The organism is Blastococcus sp. Marseille-P5729 (genome assembly GCF_900292035.1).
GTDB lineage: Bacteria > Actinomycetota > Actinomycetes > Mycobacteriales > Antricoccaceae > Cumulibacter.
This window is the reverse complement of record NZ_OMPO01000002.1, coordinates 701,815-724,645: the sequence shown is the minus strand read 5'-3', so window position 1 is coordinate 724,645 and position 22,831 is coordinate 701,815. Positions and strand designations below refer to the sequence as shown.

The window sequence follows — 22,831 nt, the reverse complement described above, 5'->3', positions numbered from 1 at the left end:
GCTTACCCGCGGGACAGGCCTCGGAATACTTCGCGGACCCCCGGCCTTTGATAGAATGTTGAAGGTTCAATCAAAGGAGCAGGCATGCAGTTCGGCATCTTCAGCGTCGGTGACATCACGCCCGACCCGACCACCGGGCGCACCCCGACCGAAGGCGAACGCATCGCGGCCATGACCCAGATCGCCCTGAAGGCCGAGGAGGTCGGTCTGGACGTCTTCGCCACCGGCGAGCACCACAACCCGCCGTTCGTGCCGTCGTCCCCGACCACCCACCTGGCCTACATCGCGGCCAAGACCGACAAGCTCCGGCTGTCCACCGCGACCACCCTGATCACCACCAACGACCCGGTGAAGATCGCCGAGGACTACGCCTTCCTGCAGCATCTCTCCGGCGGCCGCAACGACCTGATGATGGGCCGCGGGAACACCGGCCCGGTCTACCCGTGGTTCGGCAAGGACATCCGCAAGGGCCTGCCGATGGCGGTGGAGAACTACCACCTGCTGCGGCGGCTGTGGCGCGAGAAGGTCGTGGACTGGCAGGGCGAGTTCCGCACCCCGCTGCAGGGCTTCACCAGCACCCCCGCCCCGCTGGACGGCGTCCCGCCGTTCGTGTGGCACGGCTCGATCCGCACCCCGGAGATCGCCGAGCAGGCCGCCTTCTACGGCGACGGGTTCTTCCACAACAACATCTTCTGGAACCTCGAGCACACCCAGCAGATGGTGGCGCTGTACCGGCAGCGATTCGAGCACTACGGGCACGGCTCCGCCGACCAGGCAATCGTCGGCCTGGGCGGGCAGGCGTTCATGGCCGAGACCGAGGCCGAGGCCAAGCGGCGGTTCCGTCCGTACTTCGACGTCGCGCCGGTCTACGGCCACGGCCCGTCGCTGGAGCAGTTCACCCGTGCCACTCCCTTGACGGTCGGGACTCCCGAGCAGGTCATCGAGCGCACCCTGTCGTTCGCCGACTACGCCGGCGACTACCAGCGCCAGCTGTTCCTCATGGACCATGCCGGGCTGCCGCTGGAGACCGTCCTGGAGCAGGTCGAGATCCTCGGCACGGAGGTCGTCCCGACGCTGCGCGCCGAGTTCGAGCGGCGCCGTCCGGCGCACGTCCCGAGCGATCCGCCCACGCACGAGTCGCTGCGCGCCGAGGGCGCGGACTCCAAGCACCTCAAGGTGATCAACGCCGAGGCCAAGGAAGAGGAGAAGGTCTGATGAGCCGCAAGATCGGGAGATAGGGTGGGGTGGTCGACGCCGACCATGGCTGGAGGCATCCTTGCCGCGCATCAGCGAACTGGTGAACGCATTTACTCAATTCGATACTTTCGAGCAGCAGGCCGCCGGACGGCGGGTCGCCATCTTCTCGGACTACGACGGTGTCCTCACCCCGATCGTCGATCGCCCCGAGGACGCGGTGATCACGCCGCAGATGGGAGCGAGCGTGCGGCGGCTGAGCACCGCGTGCTCGGTGTGCATCGTCTCCGGTCGTGACCGGGAGGTCGTGCAGGAGCTCATGGGCGTGGATGATCTGGTGGTCGCCGGAAGCCATGGATTCGACATCTGGAGCCCGTCCGCCGGCGCCATCGAGATGCGCATGGGCGGGGAGCACAAGGAGCTGATCGAACAGGCTCGCGACCAGGTGACCGAAGAGCTCTCCGGGATCGACGGCGTGCTCATCGAGCCGAAGCTCACCTCGGTCGCCGTCCACTACCGGCTGGTCAGCCCGCAGGAGCAGAAGACGGTCACCGACTGCGTCGAGCGGATCCTCGCCGCGCACCCGGACTCGCTGAAGGTCACCCCGGGCAAGATGGTGCTCGAGATCCAGCCCAAGGTCGAATGGGACAAGGGCCGCGCCGTCCTCTACCTGATGGAGCGGCTTGGGCTCGACGGTCCGGACGTCGTACCGGTCTACCTCGGCGACGACATCACCGACGAGCATGCCTTCAGCGCGCTGCGTGGCCGCGGCATCGGGATCTTCGTCGGGACCGCCGACGACCCGGAGGTCGCCGACCGGCACTCCGATGCCACCCTGCGCCTGGACTCGCCCGACGAGGTCCAGCGCTTCTTCGACCGCCTGGCCAGCGAGCTGATCGACGGCGACGACCGATAGGAATCCGATGACCGCTATGCATGGCGCGATCGAGAGCCCCACCGACGAGCTGGTATACACCGGTTACACCCCGGAGCACGAGATGCTCCGCGAGACGCTCACCTCGACCGGCAACGGCTATTTCTGCACCCGCGGCACGCTGGAGTGGGAGGACGCCAACGAGGTCCACTACCCGGGCACCTACTCGCACGGGATCTTCAACCGCGAGACGACGATCCTCTCCGGGCGGCCGGTGTTGAACGAGGACATGGTCAATCTGCCGAACTGGCTGACCATGAAGCTCTCCATCGACGGCGGCGAGCCGTTCCACATCTCGAAGGTGAAGATCCTCGACTACACCCATCGGATGGAGCTGGCCAGCAACCTCATGGTCCGCGAGATCCGGTTCGCCGACCGGCATGGGCGCATCACGAAGCTGGTCAGTCGCCGGTTCGTCAGCATGCGGCGCATCCATCAGGCCGGGATCTCCTGGGACCTCACGGCGGAGAACTACTCCGGTCGGCTCACGGTCATCTCCGGCATCAACGGAGTCATCACCAACGCCGGCGTCGAGCGCTACAAGGCCCTGCAGGGGCGCCATCTCGCGCCGCTGGGTCCCCGCGTGATCGCCCCGGACACGATCGGGCTCAAGGCACAGACCCGCCAGTCGCAGATCGAGATCGCCCAGGCGGCCCGCACCCGCGTCTATCGCGGCGACGAGGAGATGGACGTCGAGCGCGACACCTTCCAGATCGAGGACTACATACACCAGACGCTCTCCTTCGACATCACGGACGGCGAGACGGTGCGCGTCGAGAAGATGGTGTCGGTGTTCAACTCGCACGACCGGGCCATCAACGAGCCGATGACCCAGGCCGGCAAGGTCGTCACCCGGTACGGCCGGTTCGACCAGGAGCTCTCCTACAGCGCCAACGCCTGGGAGGAGCTGTGGGCGGCGTGCAACATCGAGCTGCCCAGCGACGAGCGAGTGCAGTTCCTGCTGCGCCTGCACATCTGTCACCTGATGCAGGTCTGCTCACGCAACACGCCGCATCAGGACGCGGGCGTCCCGGCCCGCGGGCTGAACGGCGAGGCCTACCGGGGGCACATCTTCTGGGACGAGATGTACGTCTTCCCCTTCCTGAACTTCCGTCTGCCCGCCGTGACCGACGGGCTGCTGATGTACCGCTTCCGCCGGCTGGGCGAGGCGCGCGCGGCCGCGGCAGATCTCGGCCTGAAAGGGGCGATGTTTCCCTGGCAGAGCGGCAGCGACGGGCAGGAGGAGACCCAGGTCGTCCACCTGAACCCGATGTCCGGCCAGTGGGACCCCGACCTCAGCCGCAACCAGCGGCACGTGAACGCCGCGATCTTCTACAACATCTGGAGCTACTACCAGGCGACCGACGACTTCCAGTTCTTGCGCGATTCCGGCGCGGAGATGATGCTGGAGATCGCCCGGTTCTGGGCGTCGCTGGCGCACTTCAACCCCGAGCGTGAGCGCTGGGAGATCCACGGCGTGATGGGGCCGGACGAGTTTCACGAGAAATACCCCGGCGCGGACGAGGGCGGCCTGCGCAACAACGCGTACACGAATGTCATGGTCGCCTGGATCTGCGAGGTCGCCCAGCAGGTGCTGCACCTGCTGCCGGGGACCCGCCGCCTGTCGCTGATGCACCGCATCGGGCTCACCGAGGAGGAGGTGGCTCAGTGGAAGGACATGAGCCACCGGATGTTCGTGCCCTTCCACCGCGACGGCATCCTGAGCCAGTTCGAGGGGTACGAGGACCTCGCCGAGCTCGACTGGGATGCCTACCGCGAGAAGTACGGCGACATCCAGCGCCTCGATCGCATCCTGAAGGCCGAGGACGACGACCCGGACCGCTACAAGCTGGCCAAGCAGGCCGACGCGGTGATGCTCTTCTACCTGTTCCCGCTCAGCACCCTGACGCGGATCTTCGCGCGGCTCGGTTACCGGCTCGACGAGGATCTTGCCAAGCGCACCATCGACTACTACGACCGGCGCACCTCGCACGGCTCGACGCTGAGCTGGGTGACGCATGCCGGCGTCCTGGCCTCCCTCGACCCGGACAGCTCGTGGGAGCGCTTCAAGGTGGCGCTCGAGAGCGACATCGGTGACATCCAGGGCGGCACCACCCGGGAGGGCATCCACCTCGGCGTGATGGCCGGCACCCTCGACCTGGTGCAGCGGGCCTACCTCGGGACCGACGTACGGCACGGCGTCCTGCACATCAACCCCACGCAGCTGGACCATCTGCACGGCCTGCGCCTGCGGATGCAGTTCCGGGGCGCCACGCTGGCGATCGCGATCGACGGCAACGAGCTGCGCGTGACCAGCGAGTCGGAGGGACAGAGCCATACCGTACGCATCGGTGTCGGCGACGAGATCGTGACCCTCGCCCGCGGCGAGACGAGTACCTTCGTCGTCGACGGCCGGCCGGTCGAGCACGCTACCCCCGGTTTCGCCGCGGTGATCTTCGACATCGACGGTCTGCTGGTCGACTCCCCGCACGAGCTGTCGTGGCGGGGAGCGCTGGAGGACCTGATGACCGGCGAATGGTCCGACGTCGCCGGGCAGACCAGCTACTCGCCCGAGGCCTTCGACGACCGCGTCTACCAGGAGGTCGTCGCTGGGCGCCCCCGGATTCAGGGTGCGCTCGCGGCGCTGCGCTACTTCGGCGTCCCGGACGCCGAACGTCGGGCCAAGCAGTACGCCGACCTCAAGCAGCACAAGCTGGTGCAGCTGATCGACGAGGGTGAGTTTCAGGAGTTCGACGACGCCCTGCGCTTCCTGGTGGACGTGAAGAACCTGCGGATCCCGATCGCCGCTGCTTCGTCGTCGAAGAACGCGCAGCGGCTGATGAGCCGCATCGACGTGAGCAGGTTCCTGCAGCGGGCCGGCATCCAGACCGACGCGATAAAGCCGGGTACGCGGCTGTCGGACGTGTTCGACGCGAACCTGTCCGGGCGCGACTACATCCACGGGAAGCCCGATCCGGAGATCTTCCTGACCGCTGCCGCCGCGCTCGGCGTGACGCCGTCGGACTGTCTGGTGCTCGAGGATGCGGCTGCCGGCGTCACCGCGGGGAAGGCGGCCGGCATGTGCGTCATCGGCGTGGCCCGGCTCGATGACGAGGACCTGCTGACCTCGGCGGATCTGGTCGTCGCCTCGCTGGACCAGGTCGATCGGGAGCAGCTGGCCCAGGGCGTGCTCGCCGCCAGCTGATCGCCGTCCCACACCGCTCGACACTCTCCGTCGATGGTCCCGGTGCTCCGGCGGGAACCATCGAAGGGGAGTGTCAGTTGTCCTTCTGGTTGATCTTCTGAACGGACGGCGGGGCGCGTGGCGAAATGGTTCTCCGGCAGGCGGCTGTTTGCCCTGGTCGCCGCGGTGCTCGTGATCGCCGGGTTCCTCGTGTGGCGCCAGGCCTCCGGCGCGCCGGCGTACGACACGGAGTCCTTCCGGTTCGACAGTGACACCGCGGCGGAGTCCGTGACCCTCGACGTCACGGTGCTCGTGCCGCACGCCGCCTCGAGCGACGACCCAGCACCCGCCGTGATCCTCGCCCACGGATTCGGGGGCTCGAAGGAGTCGGTGCGCGCGGACGCCGTTGATCTCGCCGAACGTGGTTTCGTCGTGCTCACCTACACCGCCCGCGGGTTCGGCGCGAGCACCGGCCAGATCCACCTGAACGCCCCGGACGCCGAGGTCGCCGACGCCTCGAACCTGATCGACTACCTCGCCGAGCGCGACGACGTCCTGCTCGATTCTGACGGGGATCCGAGGGTCGGCATCGCCGGCGGGTCGTACGGCGGCGCACTCGCGCTGCTGGCCGCCGGCCACGACCAGCGGGTCGACGCGATCGTCCCGATGATCACCTGGAACCGGATGGCGCGGGTGTTCTTCCCGGACGCCGCCGGTGCCCCGGAAGGGTTCGCCGCACCGGCCACCGACGCCGATCCGACCACCGGCGTGTTCAAGAGGGAGTGGGCAGGTACCTTCTTCGGGTTCGGCAAGGGCATCGACCTGACCAGCGTCCTCGGCGGCGTCACCGGATCGGGCGAGGGTGACTCGGATGACGGCGACTCGGCTACGGGACCGGCCGAGAGTAGTCCGGGGACGCAGAACGGAGCCGGTCCGGCCACACCGGGGGCCGGCGCGGACCCGGTGTGCGGCAGGTTCTCCCAGGAGATCTGCACCGTCTACGCCGCGGCCGCCGAGGGGCAGGGCCTCGACGAGTCCGGGCTGGCGCTCCTGGATGCCTCGTCGCCGTACTCGGTGGCCGGGCAGATCGACATCCCGACGATGCTGGTGCAGGGCCAGGCCGACTCGCTGTTCCCGCTCAGCGAGGCCGACGTGACGGCAGCGCAGCTGCGCGAGGCCGGCGCGACGGTGAAGATGGTCTGGACCGCGGGCGGCCACGACAACGGGGGAGTCGCCTCCTCCGATGCCGAGCTCGCCCGGATCCAGCAGCTCACCGCCGAGTGGTTCGGCTACTACCTCGCCGGCGAGGGCGAGCAGCCGTCCGCGGACTTCGAGCTGGCGCAGCGCACCGGCCTGACCACGCGTGCCGGCAGCGGCCGGCCCGCCCAGCGGGTCGAGATCGCCGATCGTTACCCGAGCGCGGCCGAGCGCGAGGAGATCTCTCTCGGCGGACCGCCGCAGACCGTCGTCCGCCCGCCCGGCTCCGCCCCCGGCTCGTTGTCGACGCTGCCCGGCCTCGGAGCCCTCGGCGTCGCCTTCGACCCGCCCGGCCAGGCCGCTTACTTCGTCTCACCGACGCTCGACGAGCCGGTCACCGTCGTCGGCAGCCCGACCGTCACCCTGACGATCGAGGGCATGCCGGACGGCGGATTCGTGTTCGTGAAGCTGTACGACGGAACCGGGTCAGGCCTGCCGGGACTGCCCGGCGGGCAGGTTGCGCCGGTCGTCGTACCGCCCAATGGCGGCAGCACGACCGTCGAGGTCACCCTGCCGGCGGTCGCGCACCGGTTCGAGTCTGGGCACCGGATGATCCTCGCGGTCGCCTCGACCGACCGCGCCTACGAGCAGCCGCTGCAGCAGCAGACCTTCAGCGTCTCGCTCGCGGACGGCGGGGAGCTGGGCTATACGAGCATCGAGACCCGCTCGCTGTCCCTGGCCAGCTCGGTCTGGAACAGGGTGCTCATCGGCCTGGGCATCGGTGCCGCGCTGGCGCTGGCCGGCTGGCTGATCGCGCGCGCCCGGCGGCGACGTGCCGAGGTCGTCGACCACGACGCGGTTCTCGACGACGTCCCGCTGGTCGTGACCGGGCTGCGCAAGGCGTACGCCGACGGCTTCGTCGCGGTCAAGGACGTCTCGTTCCGGGTCGAGCGCGAGCAGGTCGTCGGGCTACTCGGGCCCAACGGCGCGGGTAAGACCACGACGCTGCGGATGCTGATGGGACTGATCCACCCGACCGAGGGTGAGCTGCGGGTCTTCGGGCACCGCGTCCGTCCCGGCGCTCCGGTGCTCAGCCGGCTCGGCTGCTTCGTCGAGGGCGTCGGCCTGATGCCGCACCTGTCGGGCATCGACAACCTGAAGCTGTACTGGGCGGCGACCGGCCGGCCCGCGGAGGACGCGCACTTCGACCGGGTGATCGAGATCGCCGGCCTCGGCAAGAACATCGAGCGCAAGGTGCGCACCTACTCGCAGGGCATGCGGCAGCGGGTCGCGATCGCGCAGGCGATGCTGGGCCTGCCCGCCCTGCTGGTGCTCGACGAGCCGACCAGCGGCCTGGCCCCGCCGCAGATCGCCGAGATGCGCCAGGTGCTGCAGTCGTACGCCGTCGACGGCCGGGCCGTGCTCGTCTCCAGCCACCAGCTGGCCGAGGTCGAGCAGACCTGCTCGCACGTCGTCGTGGTGAACTTCGGCGAGGTGATCGCCGACGGGACGGTCGCCGAGGTGGTCGGCGCGGGCAGCGAGATCGACATCGACGTCGACGACCCGGCCACCGCGCTCGAGGTGCTGGCGGGCATCGACGGCGTGGAGGTCACTGGCAACGAGGAACGGCGGATCATGGTCGAGCTCAGTGAGGCACGAGCCAGCGATCTGGTGACGGCGCTGGTCGCCGCCGGCGTCGCCGTCGAGCAGGTGGTCCCGCGACGCCGGCTGGAGGACGCCTTCCTGGCCCTGGTGGGAGGTGGCGCGTGAGCAGCACCCGCACCGGCTCGTCGTACACCGCGGACGGGTACGCAGAGCGCCATACCCTCCCGTTCGGGGTCGAGATGCGGCGCCAGCTCACCCGCGGCCGGACCCGCGCGGTGTTCGCGTTCATGAGCTTGCTGCCGCTGATCCTGATCGCGGCGTTCGCGCTGGGCAGCCCCGAGGACTCCGGGCCCGACGGTCGGGTGAACCTGGTGGACGTCGCCACGACCGGCGCGTTCAACTTCGCGCTGTTCGTCTTCTTCGCGACCACTGGCTTCTTCCTGGTGATCGTGTTCGCACTGTTCTTCGGCGACACGGTCGCCTCCGAGGCGCAGTGGGGGAGCCTGCGCTACCTGCTGGCCGCGCCGGTGCCTCGATCGGTGCTGCTGCGCCGCAAGCTGCTGGTGGCCTTCACCCTCTCGGTGCTGTCGCTGCTGACGCTGGTCGCGGTGTCCCTGATCGCGGGCGGCATCGCCTACGGGTGGGGCCCGGTCTCCACCCCGGTCGGGCTGAGCATCGCGACCGGCGAGATGTGGTGGCGCCTGGCCGCGATCGTCGGCTACCTCGTCGTGAACCAGCTGATGGTCGGGGCACTCGCGTTCTACCTGTCGGTGCGCACCGACGCGCCGCTGGCGGCCGTCGGCGGGACGGTGTTCATCGTGATCGTCTCGGGCATCCTGGGCCAGATCGACGCGCTGGGCGACATCCGCAACGCGTTGCCGACGTCGTACAACTACGCCTGGATCGGCATGCTCGGCGACCCGCCGGACACCGCCGACATGGCAGCGGGCGTCGGCTGGTCGCTGGCGTACGCCGCCGCCCTCTTTGCACTGGCCTTCTGGCACTTCCACCGCAAGGACGTCACCAGCTAACGCCGTCACCCCCGCCGTCACCCCCGCCGTCCCACTGGCCGCAGTCGCCCCAGCGAGCGGGCTTGTCATGAGCAAGGGGGCTTGTCATCAGCGGGAGGGGATTAATCCCCTCTTGCTGAGGGGATCCCCTCTTGATCAGGCGATCCCCTCTCGCCAGGTGCGCCTCGGTCGGCGTCCACTCGTCCACAGGTGGACGGGTTGTCCACTGATCTGCGGCGAGCGGTTCCGTCCGCGCGATCCGCGCGTCAGGGTGACCGGCATGCAGACCTCCACGTTGCTCGCCACCCTGACCACCACGCAGTACGGCGTTCTCACCCGCAAGCAGGCGCACCAGTGCGGCTACTCGGAGACCGATATCGACCGGTGGGTGGCCAAGGGGCTGATCCGGACGCTGTGGCGCGGGATCCTCACCTTCAACCCCGAGCCGGACGACGCGGCCGGGCGCAATCGGGAGCTGGCGCTCGCCGTCTCGATCATCTACGGCGAGCGGGTCGTCGTCAGCCATCACTCCGCGCTGCTGGTTGCAGGTCTGCCGACGTACGGCGTCGACCTAGAGTTGGCGCGACTAACGCGGCTGAACAAGGGCGACTCGCTGCTGTCGCCACCAGTGCGGATCAGCCGGACGTCGGCCAGTCTCCCGTCCTACGAGATCAAGGGAGCACGCGTCGTGACCGATGCGGTCGCCATCGCGCAGGTCGCGGCCGAGTCGGGGATCGAAGCCGCGGTCGTCGCGGGTGATGCGGCGCTGCGGAGAAAGACCGTGACGATTGACGAGCTGCAGCAGGCCGCCAAGCTGCTCGGGCCGCGGCGCAGCTCCACCCGAGCTCATCAGGCGATCGAGCTGCTCGATGCCCGCGCCGAGTCGCCGGGAGAGAGCCTGCTGCGACTGATCGCGACGCGTGGCGGCCTGGCGCTGGTGCCGCAGTTCGACGTTCGGACGCCGTCCGGTACGTTCGTCGCCCGCGTCGACTTCCGGGTCGCCGGCACCCCGGTGCTGATCGAGTTCGACGGACGGGTGAAGTACCAGGACCAGCAGGCGCTGTTCGCCGAGAAGCGGCGCGAGGATGCGATCCGGTCGCTGGGCTGGCTGGTAGTCAGAGTGGTCTGGGACGACCTGGCCGACCCGGCCGCCCTCGTGGCGCGCATCCGCGAGGCGGTCGAGCTACACGCCAGGAGGGCATGAGCCCAGCAGGCGGGCTTGGCGTGACCGAGAGGGGATTAATCCCCGCTCGCTGAGGCGATTCCCTCTCGCTGAGGAGATCCCCTCTGGCCGGGGAAGCCCCGCTAGCAGCGCCACCGCCGGCGCCCCGGGGTCGTCCGAGCAGGCCGGCAGAGTTGTAATGCAGAGGGTTGCACGTGGCCGAAGGAGACGACCCGCCGCGGCACCGGTCCTCGGTGCCGCGGCGGGTCGCAGTGCTGCGATCTGAGGCTACTTCGCGGCGGCGAAGCCGGTCTCGAGGTCGGCGATGATGTCGTCGATGCCCTCGATGCCGACGGCCAGCCGGACCAGGCCCGGGGTGACGCCGGCGGCGATCAGCTCCTGCTCGTTGAGCTGGCTGTGGGTGGTCGAGGCCGGGTGGATCACCAGTGAGCGGACGTCGCCGATGTTCGCCACGTGGCTGTGCAGCTGGAGCGCGTCGACGAACTTCTTGCCCGCCTCGATGCCGCCGGCGATCTCGAACGCGAGGACGGCGCCGGCGCCCTTGGGCGTGTACTTCTGCGCGAGGTCGTAGTACTTCGACGACTCGAGCGAGGCCCAGGTGACGCTCAGGACCTGGTCGTGCTTCTCGAGGAACTCCGCGACCTTGCGGGTGTTCTCCAGGTGCCGCTCGACGCGCAGGCTAAGGGTCTCCAGGCCCTGCGCGATCAGGAAGGCGTTGAACGGCGAGACCGCGGGACCGATGTCGCGTAGCAGCTGCACCCGGGCCTTGAGGATGAAGGACAGGTTGGCGCCGAAGGCCGACCCGACACCGAGGTCGCGGGCATAGACCAGGCCGTTGTAGGACGGGTCGGGCTGGTTGTAGTTCGGGAAGCGCTCGGGGTACTGCGCGTAGTCGAACGAGCCGCCGTCCACGATGACGCCGGCGATCGACGTGCCGTGGCCACCGAGGTACTTGGTGGCCGAGTGGATGACGTAGTCCGCGCCGTGCTTCAGCGGGTTGAGCACGTACGGTGTCGCGATCGTGTTGTCGACGATGAACGGGACGCCGGCCTCGTGAGCGATCGCGCCGATCGCCTCGATGTCGAGGATCTGGCCCGACGGGTTGGCGATCGACTCGCCGAACAACAGCTTGGTCTTCGGGGTGATCGCCGACTTCCAGGACTCGGGATCGGTCGGGTCCTCGACGAAGATCGTCTCGATTCCCATCTTCGGCAGCGTGTGCTTGAACAGGTTGTAGGTGCCGCCGTACAGCGACGGCGAGGCGACGATCTGATCGCCCGCCTCGGCGATGTTCAGGATCGCCAGCGTCTCGGCCGACTGGCCCGAGGCCAGCAGCAGGGCGCCGACACCGCCCTCCAGGGCGGCGATGCGGTCTTCGACGGCTGCCTGCGTGGGATTCGTGATGCGCGTGTAGATCGGGCCCAGCTCGCTGAGGGCGAACCGGTTGGCCGCCTGCTCGGCGTCCTTGAAGACGTATGAGGTCGTCTGGTAGATCGGCAGCGCCCGGGCGCCGGTCTCGTCGAGGGACTGGCCCGCGTGGATCTGCTTGGTCTCGAACGCCCAGTTGTCGGGCTGAGTGCTCATGGGTTAGGTGTCTCCCGTGTGGTTAGGGGTCCTTCACGAATGAAAGAACCCGCGCTTGCAGGCGACCGGATCTGGTCGCTGCCTGGTCTTCACCCGGAGCACCCCACCGCAGGTGGAGGGTTGCCGTCCAGCAAGCCGGGGCTTGTCGCTGGAGCTCATGACCTGCCGACGAATGTACGGCATCTCGCGGATTAGCCCGCGACCGGGTCGCGATCCGAGGGACAGTGGGGCGGCCGCGGCACCTGGACCAGCGGCCGGCCTTACGCAGTAGGCGCTCAGGCGACCTCCGCCCTGTTCGCCCCGAGGTCGGGATGACGTTGTTGTTTTGTTACCGCACGTCAACTGGCGCCGTCAGGGAATGGTTGTAACGTGGCGATCGGTCGTAGTTCAGCAAGTCGGTGGGCGTCAGCCCGCTCGATCCTGGCGCGGACGCTGGTGTTCTGAAGCAGCTGGAGCCGTGTCATGGCAGGACCTGCAGGTAGTGCGGGGCGGAGCAAGACCCGGGCCCGGCAACCCCGCGGGGCCCGACCCAGCATGACAAAACAGGAGTGCACGTGGCACAAGGAACCGTGAAGTGGTTCAACGCGGAAAAGGGCTTCGGCTTCATTGCCGTCGACGGCGGCCAGGACGTCTTCGTTCATCACTCGGCCATCGTCATGGACGGCTACCGCGCGCTCGATGAGGGGCAGCGTGTGGAGTTCGAGGTGACACAGAGCGACAAGGGTCCGCAGGCGGACCAGGTTCGCGTCGTCGGCTGACGAGCCGGCAAGACCAAGATCCAACCGCAAGACCGCGGCCCGGGGGAGCTCGACTCCGCCGGGCCTCGATGTCTTCGCGGCCCGGTCACCGCAGCGGCCCGGCTCACAGCAGCGGGATGAGCGCCGTTGGATCCTCGATGGGCAGCTCCGGATCGACCGTGGCGGTGACCGTCATGTCGCCCATCTGCACACCGCCGCGCATCGTCGTCATGAACGCGGTGTCGGCGGCGTCCCGCCCGGTCGCGATCCGCAGCATGCTGGCGCGCGGCGCCAGCCCGGGGGCATCGACGATCCACCACTGCCCGTCGATGTAGGCCTCAGCCACGGCGTGGAAGTCCATCGGCTGCAGCCCGGGGGCGTAGACCGAGGTGAAGCGGGTCGGCACCGACAGCCCGCGCAGCAGCGTGACCACCAGGTGCGCGAAGTCGCGGCAGACGCCCTGCCGCTGCAGGAAGGTCTCCAGCGCGCCGTCGGTCACCCGCGACCAGCCGCTGAAATACTGCACGTTCTGGTTCACCCACTCGCGGACGGCGTTGACGAGGTCGTGCCCCTGCAGGCCCCCGAACAGCGCGGACGCGCTGTGGAAGAGCTCGTCGGACTCGCAGTACCGGCTCGGGCGGGCGTAGACGAACTCGGCGATGTCGTCATGCCAGGCCGCTCGCGCCTGCCCGTCGACCGTCGCCTGGTACTCGGCGACGAACTGCCCGGTGGGGATGCCGCGGCATACGTGCAGCCGCGTGCCGTCCGCCTCGACCACCTCGGTGAACTCCAGCGGCTGACCCTCCAGGGTCATCGAGAGACTCTCCTCGGCGATGTCCGGGCCGCGTGCGACGGCGATGGACAGCACGAGGTCGGTGGTGTCGACGATCTGCGCGTCGACGTGGGCGGAGACGGTTCGCTGCATGGGCTCCATCCTGCTCCGCCGGGACGAGCCCGTGGGTGTGAGGTCGGCCGCGCGGTCCCGTTACAGCGCCAGTCGGCGGCCGTGGTCGGACAGCGCCCGGAACCCGCCGGCCGCCTGCTCGTACGCCGCCGCCGCGCGCAGTACCAGCGCGTCGTCGTTGCGCCGGCCGATGATCTGCAGTCCTACCGGCAGCCCGTCCGAGAGCCCGCACGGCACGGACGCCGCCGGCTGCTGGGTCATGTTGAAGGCGGCCACATAGGGGCTCCACGTCATCCAGTCGTCCTCGGGCGTGCCTGGCGGGGTGAGCCGGCCAGCCTCGAAGGCGACCAGCGGCATCGTCGGCCCCACGAGCAGGTCGTGCTCGCGGTGGAACTCGCCCATCGCGCGGCCGAGCTCGGCCTTGTAGCCAGACGCCGCGACGTAATCGGCTGCGGTGATGCCGGCGCCACGCTGCGCCATCGCGACCAGGGCGGGGTCGAACCGGTCGCGGGCGGACTCCGGGACAGCGGCGTACACCTTGGCGAGCCCGCCGTGCCACAGCGTGGCGAGGGCGGGCATCACTCCAGAGAGATCTGGGCAGGCGTCGACGACGGTGGCGCCCAGCGAGCGGAAGACGTCGGACGCCGCCACGACCCGCTGACGCACCCCCTGCTGCATCGGGAACGGCAGGTCGAAGTCAGCGGTGAAAGCGATCCGGACGCCGTTCAGGTTGGTGATGTCGGCGTCCGGATCGAAGATCGGTGGGCCGGGCCAGCTGGTGCCGTCGCGTGGGTCGGGATGCGCGATCGCCTGCAGCATGAGACCGACGTCGGCGACCGTGCGGGCCATCGGGCCTTGGTGTGACATCCCCTCGAAGGGGCTGCCCGGCAGCGTGGCGACCCGGCCGTAGGTCTGCTTGATCCCCGCGACGCCGGCGAACGAGGCGGGGATCCGGATCGACCCGGCGCCATCCGAACCGAGCGCGAGCGGTCCGATGCCGGCCGCCAGTGCCGCTGATGCGCCTCCGCTGGACCCGCCGGGGGTGGTCTGCAGGTTCCACGGGTTGCGCGTGATGCCGGTGAGCGGGCTGTCGGTCACGCCCTTGCAGGCGTTGTCCGGCAGCGTCGTCCGCCCGAACAGCACCGCCCCGGCCTCCAGCAGTCGGTCGACCGCCGGACCGTTCTCGGACGCCGGCCCAGGGTCGGTGGTCAGCGATCCCCTGCGGCACGGCAGACCGGCCATCGGGACGTTGTCCTTGATCGAGGTCGGGACGCCGTCGATGGGGCTGAGCGGGCTCCCGGCGCGCCAGCGCTCCTCGGACTGCCGGGCGTGGTCCAGCGCATAGTCGTCGAGGACCGCAGTGAAGGCGTTGATCTTGTCGTTCACCTCGTGCAGGCGGTCGAGGACGCCCCGGGTCGCCTCGACGGGGGAGAGCTCGCCAGCGGCGTACGCCGTGCTCAGCTCGGCTGCGCTCAGGTAGCTGACGTCGTCCATGCCCCCACCTTGCCCTAGCAGACCTGGTGGCACCAGCCATGCGTGTCCTCGGCCCGCCCCAGCTGCACGTCGAGCAGGTGCTGGCGGATCGCCATCGTCTTCTCGCCGGCGCGGCCGCCTCCGACGTCCGTGGACTGGGTGTCGCTGGCGAAGTGGGTGATGGGGGTGATGACCGCGGCCGTTCCGCAGGCGAAGACCTCGGTGACCTGGCCGGAGCGCGCACCAGCGATCAGCTCGTCGAGGGTGATCGTGCGCTCGACCGGGGTGAGCCCGTGCTCAGCCGCGATCGCGAGCACGCTGTCACGGGTGACGCCCTCCAGGATCGTACCGAGACCGGGGGTGAGCAGCTCGCCGTCCGCGGTCACCAGGCAGATGTTCATCGTGCCGGACTCCTCGAGCGACTGCCCGTCCGGATCGAGGTAGAGCACCTGGTCGCACCCGTGCGCGGCGGCCTCCATCTGCGCGGCCAGGCTCGCGGCGTAGTTGCCGCCGCACTTCGCCGCGCCCGTGCCGCCTCGGGCGGCGCGCGTGTAATGCCCGCTGATCCACAGGCGGACGCCGGGAGCCTCACCCTCCTTCTTCTTGAAGTAGGCCTCGGCGGGCGAGGCGATCACCCGGTAGGCGACCTCGTGGGCCGGCCGGACGCCGAGGAAGGTCTCGGTCGCGACCATGAACGGGCGGATGTACAGCGACTCCTCGGTCCGGACCTCGGGAACCCACGCGGCATCCGTGCGCACCAGCTGCTCGATGGACCGCACGAAATCCTCCGCCGGCAGCTCGGGAAGACACAGCCGGCGCGCGGAGGACTGGAACCGGGCGGCGTTGCGATCCGGGCGGAACAGCCACACCGAGCCATCGGTCCGGCGGTAGGCCTTCATGCCCTCGAAGATCTCCTGCGCGTAGTGCAGGACGGCGGCCGCAGGATGCAGCACGAAGGGCTCCACCGCGCCGACCTTGTCGTCGTGCCATCCGGCACCCGGCGTCCACGTCGCCTGCGCCATGTGGTCGGTGAAGTGGGTGCCGAAGCCCGGCGCGGCCAGGATCCGGGCTCGCTCGTCGTCCGCCACCAGACGGCCGCTCGGGGTGGTCGGGAAGGTCAGCATGGATCGATCCTAGGATCGCTGTCCAGAGATCCCCGATGTGTCGACCGGCAGCAGGGCGGCGCCGTCGATGCGGCCGGCGTCGTACTCCGGTTGCGTGCGAAGGCGGGTAGCCGCAGACATGCCGCCGGCGACGCCGCCGATGATGATGACTCGCACGGGCTCGGACTAGCCGCGGGGGGCATACCCTATGGGGTATAATCTCGCCAGCTGAGAGGAAGGCCATGCAGCTTCGCGCGGAGGATCTAGGCGGGGTCGTCAACCGGCTCAAGCGCGCCCAGGGCCAGATCGGTGGGGTGATCCGGATGATCGAGGAAGGCCGCGAGTGCCAGGACGTCGTGGCCCAGCTCGCCGCGGTATCGAAGGCGCTGGATCGCGCCGGATTCGCCGTCATCGCCCAGGGGCTGCGCCAGTGCGTCGAGGAGGGCAGCGACACTGTGGACGTCGCCACGATGGAAAAGCTCTTCCTGTCCCTCGCCTAGCCCCTGGATGCGGTGGGTTTTACCAAGCTCCAGGCCGGATAGCGGGGTGGGGGCCCTCGCCTAGGTGTTCAGCATCGCAGGGTTTCTTCGCCAAGCTGTTCGGACGGCAGTTAGCACTCTCGATGGCTGAGTGCTAACGTAGCCACCGTTGGCCTCCCGGTGAGGCAGTGCGACGTACGTCGTGTCCTCGAGCAGATCTCGTGGGCTGCGGTGTGCGAGCCGGCTGTCGTCCGTCGCGGGCACCGTAGGGGTCAGACACTCAATACTTCCCCACGAGGGACTTCCCCGTAATAAGGATGGATGTAGTCAATGGCGAAGATGATCGCATTTGACGAGGAGGCCCGCCGCGGCCTCGAGCGCGGCATGAACTCCCTTGCCGACGCCGTCAAGGTGACGCTCGGCCCGAAGGGTCGCAACGTCGTCCTCGACAAGAAGTGGGGCGCTCCGACCATCACCAACGATGGTGTGTCGATCGCCAAGGAGATCGAGCTCGAGGATCCGTACGAGAAGATCGGCGCCGAGCTCGTCAAGGAGGTCGCGAAGAAGACCGACGACGTCGCGGGTGACGGCACCACCACCGCCACCGTGCTGGCTCAGGCGCTCGTGCGTGAGGGCCTGCGCAACGTAGCCGCTGGCGCGAACCCGATGTCGCTGAAGAAGGGCATCGAGACCGCGGTCGCCTCGGTCACCGAGCAGCTGCACGCCCAGGCCAAGGACGTCGAGACCAAGGAAGAGATCGCCGCCACCGCGGGCATCTCGGCCGCGGACCCGGCCATCGGCGAGCTGATCGCCGAGGCGATGGACAAGGTCGGCAAGGAAGGCGTCATCACCGTCGAGGAGAGCAACACCTTCGGGCTCGAGCTCGAGCTCACCGAGGGCATGCGTTTCGACAAGGGTTACATCTCCGGCTACTTCGTCACCGACCCGGAGCGTATGGAGGCCGTCCTCGACGACCCGTACATCCTCATCGTCGAGGGCAAGATCTCGAACGTGAAGGACCTCCTGCCGCTGCTGGAGAAGGTCATGCAGTCGGGCAAGCCCCTGGCGATCATCGCCGAGGACGTCGAGGGCGAGGCGCTGTCGACCCTGGTCGTGAACAAGATCCGCGGCACGTTCAAGTCCGTCGCCGTCAAGGCCCCGGGCTTCGGTGACCGCCGCAAGGCCATGCTGCAGGACATCGCGATCCTGACCGGTGGCCAGGTCATCTCCGAGACCGTCGGCCTGTCGCTGGAGACCGCCTCGCTCGACCTGCTGGGCCGCGCCCGCAAGGTCGTCGTCACCAAGGACGAGACCACCGTCGTCGAGGGTGCCGGCGATGTCGAGCAGATCAACGGCCGGGTGGCCCAGATCCGCGCCGAGATCGAGAACTCCGACTCGGACTACGACCGCGAGAAGCTGCAGGAGCGCCTGGCCAAGCTGGCCGGTGGCGTCGCCGTCATCAAGGCCGGAGCCGCGACCGAGGTCGAGCTGAAGGAGCGCAAGCACCGCATCGAGGACGCCGTCCGCAACGCGAAGGCGGCCGTCGAGGAGGGTGTCGTCGCCGGTGGCGGCGTCGCGCTGATCAACGCCGGCGCGAAGGCCTTCGACGGGCTCAAGCTCGAGGGTGACGAGGCCACCGGTGCCCAGATCGTCAAGGTCGCCATCGAGGCTCCGCTGAAGCAGATCGCCGTCAACGCCGGTCACGAGGGCGGCGTCATCGTGGAGAAGGTCAAGGGCCTGAAGGCCGGCGAAGGCCTGAACGCCGCGACCGGCGAGTACGTCGACATGCTGAAGTCGGGCATCATGGAGCCGGTCAAGGTGACCCGCTCGGCCCTGCAGAACGCCGCGTCGATCGCTGCGCTGTTCCTCACCACCGAGGCCGTCGTCGCCGACAAGCCCGAGAAGGCCGCTCCGGCCATGCCGGGTGGCGACATGGGCGACATGGGCTTCTAAGCGCCATCGCACCACCGCTGCACAGTGGGCCCCGACCGCGCGGTCGGGGCCCACTGCGCTCTTGTAGACCCGTTCGTTCAACCGCACCTTGCCTGGGCGTGGTGCGCCGGTCACTCAGGACCACTAACCTAGGTCTTGTGGTGGACCAGCTGAACACGCACGACGCTCCGCGAACTCGATCGACCACGCGCCCCCGCGCCCGTCACGCCACCACTCACCGGTTCGTCGTCGCGCTCGCGTGGCTCGCTGCGCTCGCGGTCACCTACGCCGTCCTGCGCGAGTACAACCCGTTCGCCTCGAGACCGCGGATGAGCGATCTGCAGGTGTACGTCGGCAGCGCGCAATGGGTGCTCGACGGCGGCGCCCTGTACGAGTTCCGGGTGGGCGGCGACGGGCTTCCCTTCACCTATCCGCCCTTCGGCGTCCTGCCGTTCCTGCCGTTCGCCGCGGTTCCCTATACGGCGATGAAGGTCCTGGCGCTGCTCTGGGCGGGTGCCAGCGTCCTTGCGATCGCATACCTCATCCCGCGGTACGCGCGGATCTTCACCGCTCCCGATGGCCTGCTAGCCCGCATTCCCGCCAGCATCGCCACCCCGCTGCTGTGCATCGCGCTGGGGCTCAGCGGACCGGTGCTGGTCGGCACCCGGCTCGGTCAGATCAGCCTGCTGCTGGTGGCGTTGGTCAGCATCGACGTCCTGGTCGTCTGCCGGCGCTGGCCGTCGTACGGCGGGCTGATCACCGGCTTCGTCGCGGCCGTGAAGCTGACACCGCTGGCCGTGCTGCCGGCGCTGTGGCTGGCCGGACGGCGCCGCCAGGCCTACAACGGCGCAGGCCTGTTCGCGGTGCTGAGCGCGATCGGCGTCGCGATCTTCCCCAGCGCGATGGTCGACTACGTGACCAGCAAGGCCGGCGACCTCCCGCGTTTCGGGCAGTACAAGGGGGTGCCCAACCAAGGCCTCGGCGCGCTGCTGATGCGGATGGGCATGGAGGGGGCCGCACAGAAGGTGCTGTACCTGGCGCTCGCCCTCCTGGTGCTCGTGCTCGCATGGCGGCGGGCGGCGGCGCTGCTTCGCGCCGGGGACGACTTCAGCGCGCTGATCATCATCGGTGCCGCCATGGTCGTGGCGAGCCCGATCAGCTGGACCCATCACCAGGTGTGGCTGTGGATGGCGATGTTCGTGATGATCTCGCGCCGGCCCGGGGTGCAGATCGCCTGGATGGTCTTCCTCGGGTTCATCATGACCTTCGGGGTGCGCGCACACATCACCGGCCATCTCGGCCTTCCGGACGTGGCCTGGATCGACTGGGTATTCGCCAACCTGCGCGCCTTCGCGGCGATCGCGATCGCCGCGGTCGTGCCGGTCGTCCTGCTACGCAGCGAGGGCACTCCCGCCCCGCCGAGGGCGCCTGCGCCGACGGCGGACGACGACAGAGGGCTCGCCGTACGTCGGTAGGCTGCGCTCATGAGCTTCACCGCCGCCATCGACATCGGCGGGACGACGCTCGCCGCAGGCCTGGTACGCCGCGACGGGCGGCTGCACTCCCGCCTCGAGGCCTCGGCGCCGACCGCCGCTGATGAGGTCGTTGCTGCCTCGCTCACGCTGCTCGAGCGCGTGATCGGGGAGGAACCGGTCGATGCCATCGGCATCGGATCACCCGGCACCATCCACCCGATCGAGGGCACGGTCGTTGCCAGCGACAGCAAGCCCGAGTACGACGGCGCCCGGATCGGCCCAGCGATCGGCGAGCGCTTCGATCTGCCCTATGCCGTCACCAACGACGTCAACGCCGCCGGTGTCGGCGAGCTCGCCCACGGCATCGCCCAGGGCTTCTCGCGAGTGCTGGTGGTCAGCGTCGGCACCGGGATCGGCGGCGCCCTGTTGATAAACGGCCGGCTCGAAGAGGGGATGCACGGCACCGCCGGGGAGCTCGCGCACCTGCTCGCCGGTACGGACGGCGAGCGACCGTGCGGGTGCGGGCGCAGTGATCATCTGGAGGCGGTCGCCAGCGGCCCTGCGATGGTCGCTCGTTCGGTTGCGCGAGGGGGACCGCAGACACTGCCGGAGATCGCCGAGCTCGCTGCCGGCGGCGATCCGCTGGCGGCAGCGGTGCTCACCGAGGGTGCGCTGTGGCTGGGCCGGGCGGTCGCCGGTCTGGCCAACGTCATCGACATCGACGCGCTGATCCTGACCGGGGGAGTGACACAGATCGGCCCGCTCTACACCGACCAGGTGGCGGCGGCCTTCACCGGCGAGGTGATGCGTCCGCTTCGGGGCGTGCCGGTGCTGGTCGGTGCGCTCGGTTCCGACGCTCCGCTGATCGGCGCGGCGACCTATGTGCGAGCCCGGCTGGGCATCGGCTGATGCGCATCTTCACCGCGATCACGCTGCCGGCCGACGTCCGCGACGAGCTAAGCGAGAGTCTCGACGTCCTGCGCGAGATCCGCCCCGACCTGCGGTGGGTGCGCCCGGAGAACCTGCATCTGACGGTTCGCTTCCTCGGCGAGTGCGGTGAGCGTGAGCTCGACCGGCAGATCGACCACTGGGAGCAGCGCTGTGCTGCGGTCGCGCCGTTCACCGCGGCGATCTCGGGCGCCGGGTGCTTTCCGCACGACTGGATGGCGAAGGTGCTGTACGCCGCGGTCGAGCTCGGCCAGGACCCGTGGGCCAGGCTCGCCGGGCCCGGTCAGACCCCACACGTCACCGTCGCACGCTCCCGCGAGCGCGCCGACCTGACCGGCGCGGTGACCGAGTTGGCCGGGCTGCGCAGCAGACGCTTCGAGGTCGGCTCGGTCGTCCTGCTGCGGTCCTTCCTCGAGAGGGGTCGGGCTCCGCGTTACGAGCCGCTCGAGAGCTTCCCTCTCATGGGATGAGGGCGGCCGCCAAGGCGGCCGCCCTCACCAGAGCGTGGTGCTGAGTCGGCTACTTCTCGTGGGGTGCCTTGTAGGCCTTGGCCTCCTCGGAGCTGAACAGTCCACCGACGTTCTTCAACCCGACGGGCTCGGCGGCGTCCACCTCGAGAATGTACGCCTCACGGGTCGTCGGCGCGCCGGGCTTGGAGAAGTCGAGCTTGCCGGTCAGGCCTTGGGTGTCCACCGAGTCCACCTTGGACTTCGCATCGAGCAGACCCTGACGGGTCATGTCGCCGTCCTCGCAGGCCTGCTTGAGGATCTGCTCCATCGCCATGCCGTAGACATAGCCGGTCGGGATCGACTTCTCCGGCGGCAGGTCGGGGAACTGCTCCTTGTACTTCGCCGCCATCTCCGTCGACAGCGGGATGTCCTGCGAGTCGTAGGCGGCCATCGAGTTCACCAGGTGGAAGTTCGCCAGCGCCTGCGTCACTGCCTCGTCCTTCAGCAGGGTCACCGAGAAGGTCGGGTTGTTGCCGACCAGCGGGACGTTCAGCCCCTGCGAGGCGTTCTGGATCGCGATCGAGCCGGTGGCGGCGGGAGCGACGCTGAGCAGGATCGCTTTGACTCCCTCGTCCTTGAGCTTCGTGACGGTCGCGGTCATGTCGGTGTCGGTGGCCTGGACCGCCGTCTTCACGATCTCCAGGTCGTGCTCCTCGGCGTAGTACTGCGAGCCGAGGATCGCGTTCTGACCGTACTCGGAGTCGACGTAGATGTGGCCGATCTTGTCACCCTTGGCGATCTTGCCCTCCTGCTGCAGCCAGGCCAGGCCGTTGATCATCTCCACGTCGTAGGTCTGCCCGATCATCAAGATCGCCTCGGAGTCCAGGTTGGCCGAGGCCCAGGCTGACGGGATCGTCAGCATCTTGTCGGTGGTGATCTGCTGCTTGAGGGCGGCCAGGATGGGCGAGCCGATGAGCTGGATGATCGCCAGGTCCTTGCCCTTCATTGTCTGGTAAAGGGCGACTGCATTGTCGGGCTTGTAGCCCGCGTCGTTGATGTCGAGGGTGATCTTGCGGTCGCAGATGCCGCCCTGCTCGTTGACCTGCTCGACCCACATCTGGTTGCCGTGCGTGGTCGCCAGCCCCGAGGCCTTGAAGGGCCCCGAGTGATCGCCCAGGATGCCCAGCGAGATCTCGGCGTCGGTGACCCCGACATCGGTCTTCAGACTGCCGGAGTCACCCCCGCCGCCACCGGAGTCCTCTGCCTTGACCGAGCATCCGCTGATCGCGATGAGCACAGCGGCCGAAGCGCTTACGGCTGCGACGGATTTCTTGAACATCACTTCTCCTAGGGGAAAATCTTCCGGTAGGCGGATTGGGTACCCGCGGCGGTTCACAACAACTAACCCGCAGTATGGCCTGCGTCATAGTGCGATTCGGG

18 protein-coding genes and 1 riboswitch are annotated in these 22,831 nt (G+C 68.8%); of the genes, 12 read left to right on the top strand and 6 right to left on the bottom strand.

The genetic code is table 11. The annotated features are described in order from the left end of the window. Window positions 1–84 precede the first annotated feature (84 nt). The 6 genes from DAA40_RS12000 to DAA40_RS11975 all read left to right on the top strand — a co-directional run bounded on the left by DAA40_RS12000 (window position 85) and on the right by DAA40_RS11975 (window position 10,328). On the top strand, window positions 85–1,215 hold the full coding sequence (locus DAA40_RS12000) for an LLM class flavin-dependent oxidoreductase (RefSeq protein WP_106849931.1): 1,131 nt from the start codon (window positions 85–87) through the stop codon (window positions 1,213–1,215). A 61-nt stretch (window positions 1,216–1,276) separates the two neighbouring features. Beyond that, complete coding sequence (otsB, locus tag DAA40_RS11995) at window positions 1,277–2,110, top strand: trehalose-phosphatase (RefSeq protein WP_106849930.1); 834 nt, start codon at window positions 1,277–1,279, stop codon at window positions 2,108–2,110. 7 nt (window positions 2,111–2,117) lie between these two features. Further along, window positions 2,118–5,333, top strand: a complete 3,216-nt coding sequence (locus DAA40_RS11990; protein WP_106849929.1) for an HAD-IA family hydrolase — start codon at window positions 2,118–2,120, stop codon at window positions 5,331–5,333. Between the two features lie 117 nt (window positions 5,334–5,450). Continuing rightward, the gene (locus tag DAA40_RS11985; protein WP_106849928.1) at window positions 5,451–8,279 is read left to right on the top strand and encodes an alpha/beta fold hydrolase; all 2,829 of its coding nucleotides are present in this window, start codon (window positions 5,451–5,453) and stop codon (window positions 8,277–8,279) included. After that, window positions 8,276–9,145 carry an ABC transporter permease gene (locus tag DAA40_RS11980; protein WP_234356354.1) on the top strand — a complete coding sequence of 290 codons (870 nt, stop codon included), beginning with the start codon at window positions 8,276–8,278 and terminating at the stop codon, window positions 9,143–9,145. Before DAA40_RS11985 ends, DAA40_RS11980 begins: the two co-directional genes overlap by 4 nt. A gap of 259 nt (window positions 9,146–9,404) precedes the next feature. Further along, a complete protein-coding gene (locus DAA40_RS11975) occupies window positions 9,405–10,328 on the top strand; it encodes a type IV toxin-antitoxin system AbiEi family antitoxin domain-containing protein (protein ID WP_158716404.1) in 924 nt (307 codons plus the stop codon). 246 nt (window positions 10,329–10,574) lie between these two features. Here the strand turns inward: DAA40_RS11975 and DAA40_RS11970 are convergent, their stop codons facing one another. After that, the gene (locus tag DAA40_RS11970; RefSeq protein WP_106849926.1) at window positions 10,575–11,891 is read right to left on the bottom strand and encodes a bifunctional o-acetylhomoserine/o-acetylserine sulfhydrylase; all 1,317 of its coding nucleotides are present in this window, start codon (window positions 11,889–11,891) and stop codon (window positions 10,575–10,577) included. A gap of 46 nt (window positions 11,892–11,937) precedes the next feature. Continuing rightward, window positions 11,938–12,054: riboswitch (SAM riboswitch) on the bottom strand. 391 nt (window positions 12,055–12,445) lie between these two features. On the opposite strand from DAA40_RS11970, the gene DAA40_RS11965 reads away from it, so the two are divergent. Next, on the top strand, window positions 12,446–12,649 hold the full coding sequence (locus DAA40_RS11965; RefSeq protein ID WP_106849925.1) for a cold-shock protein: 204 nt from the start codon (window positions 12,446–12,448) through the stop codon (window positions 12,647–12,649). A 103-nt stretch (window positions 12,650–12,752) separates the two neighbouring features. On the opposite strand, the gene DAA40_RS11960 is transcribed toward DAA40_RS11965, so the two are convergent. Genes DAA40_RS11960 through DAA40_RS16215 form a run of 4 tightly spaced genes read right to left on the bottom strand, consistent with a single transcriptional unit; the run spans window position 12,753 to window position 16,285 of the window. Continuing rightward, window positions 12,753–13,553, bottom strand: coding sequence for a transglutaminase family protein (locus DAA40_RS11960; RefSeq protein ID WP_106849924.1), 801 nt, complete (start codon window positions 13,551–13,553; stop codon window positions 12,753–12,755). Window positions 13,554–13,613: 60 nt separating this feature from the next. Then, window positions 13,614–15,026, bottom strand: coding sequence for an amidase (locus DAA40_RS11955; RefSeq protein ID WP_106849923.1), 1,413 nt, complete (start codon window positions 15,024–15,026; stop codon window positions 13,614–13,616). Between the two features lie 14 nt (window positions 15,027–15,040). Next, a complete protein-coding gene (locus tag DAA40_RS11950; RefSeq protein WP_106849922.1) occupies window positions 15,041–16,129 on the bottom strand; it encodes a branched-chain amino acid aminotransferase in 1,089 nt (362 codons plus the stop codon). A 9-nt stretch (window positions 16,130–16,138) separates the two neighbouring features. Then, on the bottom strand, window positions 16,139–16,285 hold the full coding sequence (locus DAA40_RS16215; RefSeq protein ID WP_158716403.1) for a hypothetical protein: 147 nt from the start codon (window positions 16,283–16,285) through the stop codon (window positions 16,139–16,141). Between the two features lie 65 nt (window positions 16,286–16,350). Here DAA40_RS16215 and DAA40_RS11945 point away from each other — a divergent pair, with 65 nt between their 5' ends. The 5 genes from DAA40_RS11945 to thpR all read left to right on the top strand — a co-directional run bounded on the left by DAA40_RS11945 (window position 16,351) and on the right by thpR (window position 21,412). Beyond that, window positions 16,351–16,608 carry a metal-sensitive transcriptional regulator gene (locus DAA40_RS11945; protein WP_106849921.1) on the top strand — a complete coding sequence of 86 codons (258 nt, stop codon included), beginning with the start codon at window positions 16,351–16,353 and terminating at the stop codon, window positions 16,606–16,608. A gap of 309 nt (window positions 16,609–16,917) precedes the next feature. Continuing rightward, window positions 16,918–18,540: a chaperonin GroEL gene (groL, locus tag DAA40_RS11940; protein ID WP_106849920.1), complete on the top strand. Its 1,623-nt coding sequence runs from the start codon at window positions 16,918–16,920 to the stop codon at window positions 18,538–18,540. Window positions 18,541–18,680: 140 nt separating this feature from the next. After that, on the top strand, window positions 18,681–19,994 hold the full coding sequence (locus DAA40_RS11935) for a glycosyltransferase 87 family protein (protein WP_158716402.1): 1,314 nt from the start codon (window positions 18,681–18,683) through the stop codon (window positions 19,992–19,994). Between the two features lie 9 nt (window positions 19,995–20,003). Further along, window positions 20,004–20,903, top strand: a complete 900-nt coding sequence (locus DAA40_RS11930; protein WP_106849918.1) for an ROK family protein — start codon at window positions 20,004–20,006, stop codon at window positions 20,901–20,903. After that, entirely contained in the window at window positions 20,903–21,412 is a 510-nt protein-coding gene (gene thpR, locus DAA40_RS11925) for an RNA 2',3'-cyclic phosphodiesterase (RefSeq protein ID WP_106849917.1), read from the top strand. The genes DAA40_RS11930 and thpR overlap by 1 nt, the downstream gene beginning before the upstream one ends. Before the next feature lie 49 nt (window positions 21,413–21,461). On the opposite strand, the gene DAA40_RS11920 is transcribed toward thpR, so the two are convergent. Then, entirely contained in the window at window positions 21,462–22,730 is a 1,269-nt protein-coding gene (locus DAA40_RS11920; RefSeq protein WP_106849916.1) for an ABC transporter substrate-binding protein, read from the bottom strand. Between the last annotated feature and the right edge of the window lie 101 nt (window positions 22,731–22,831).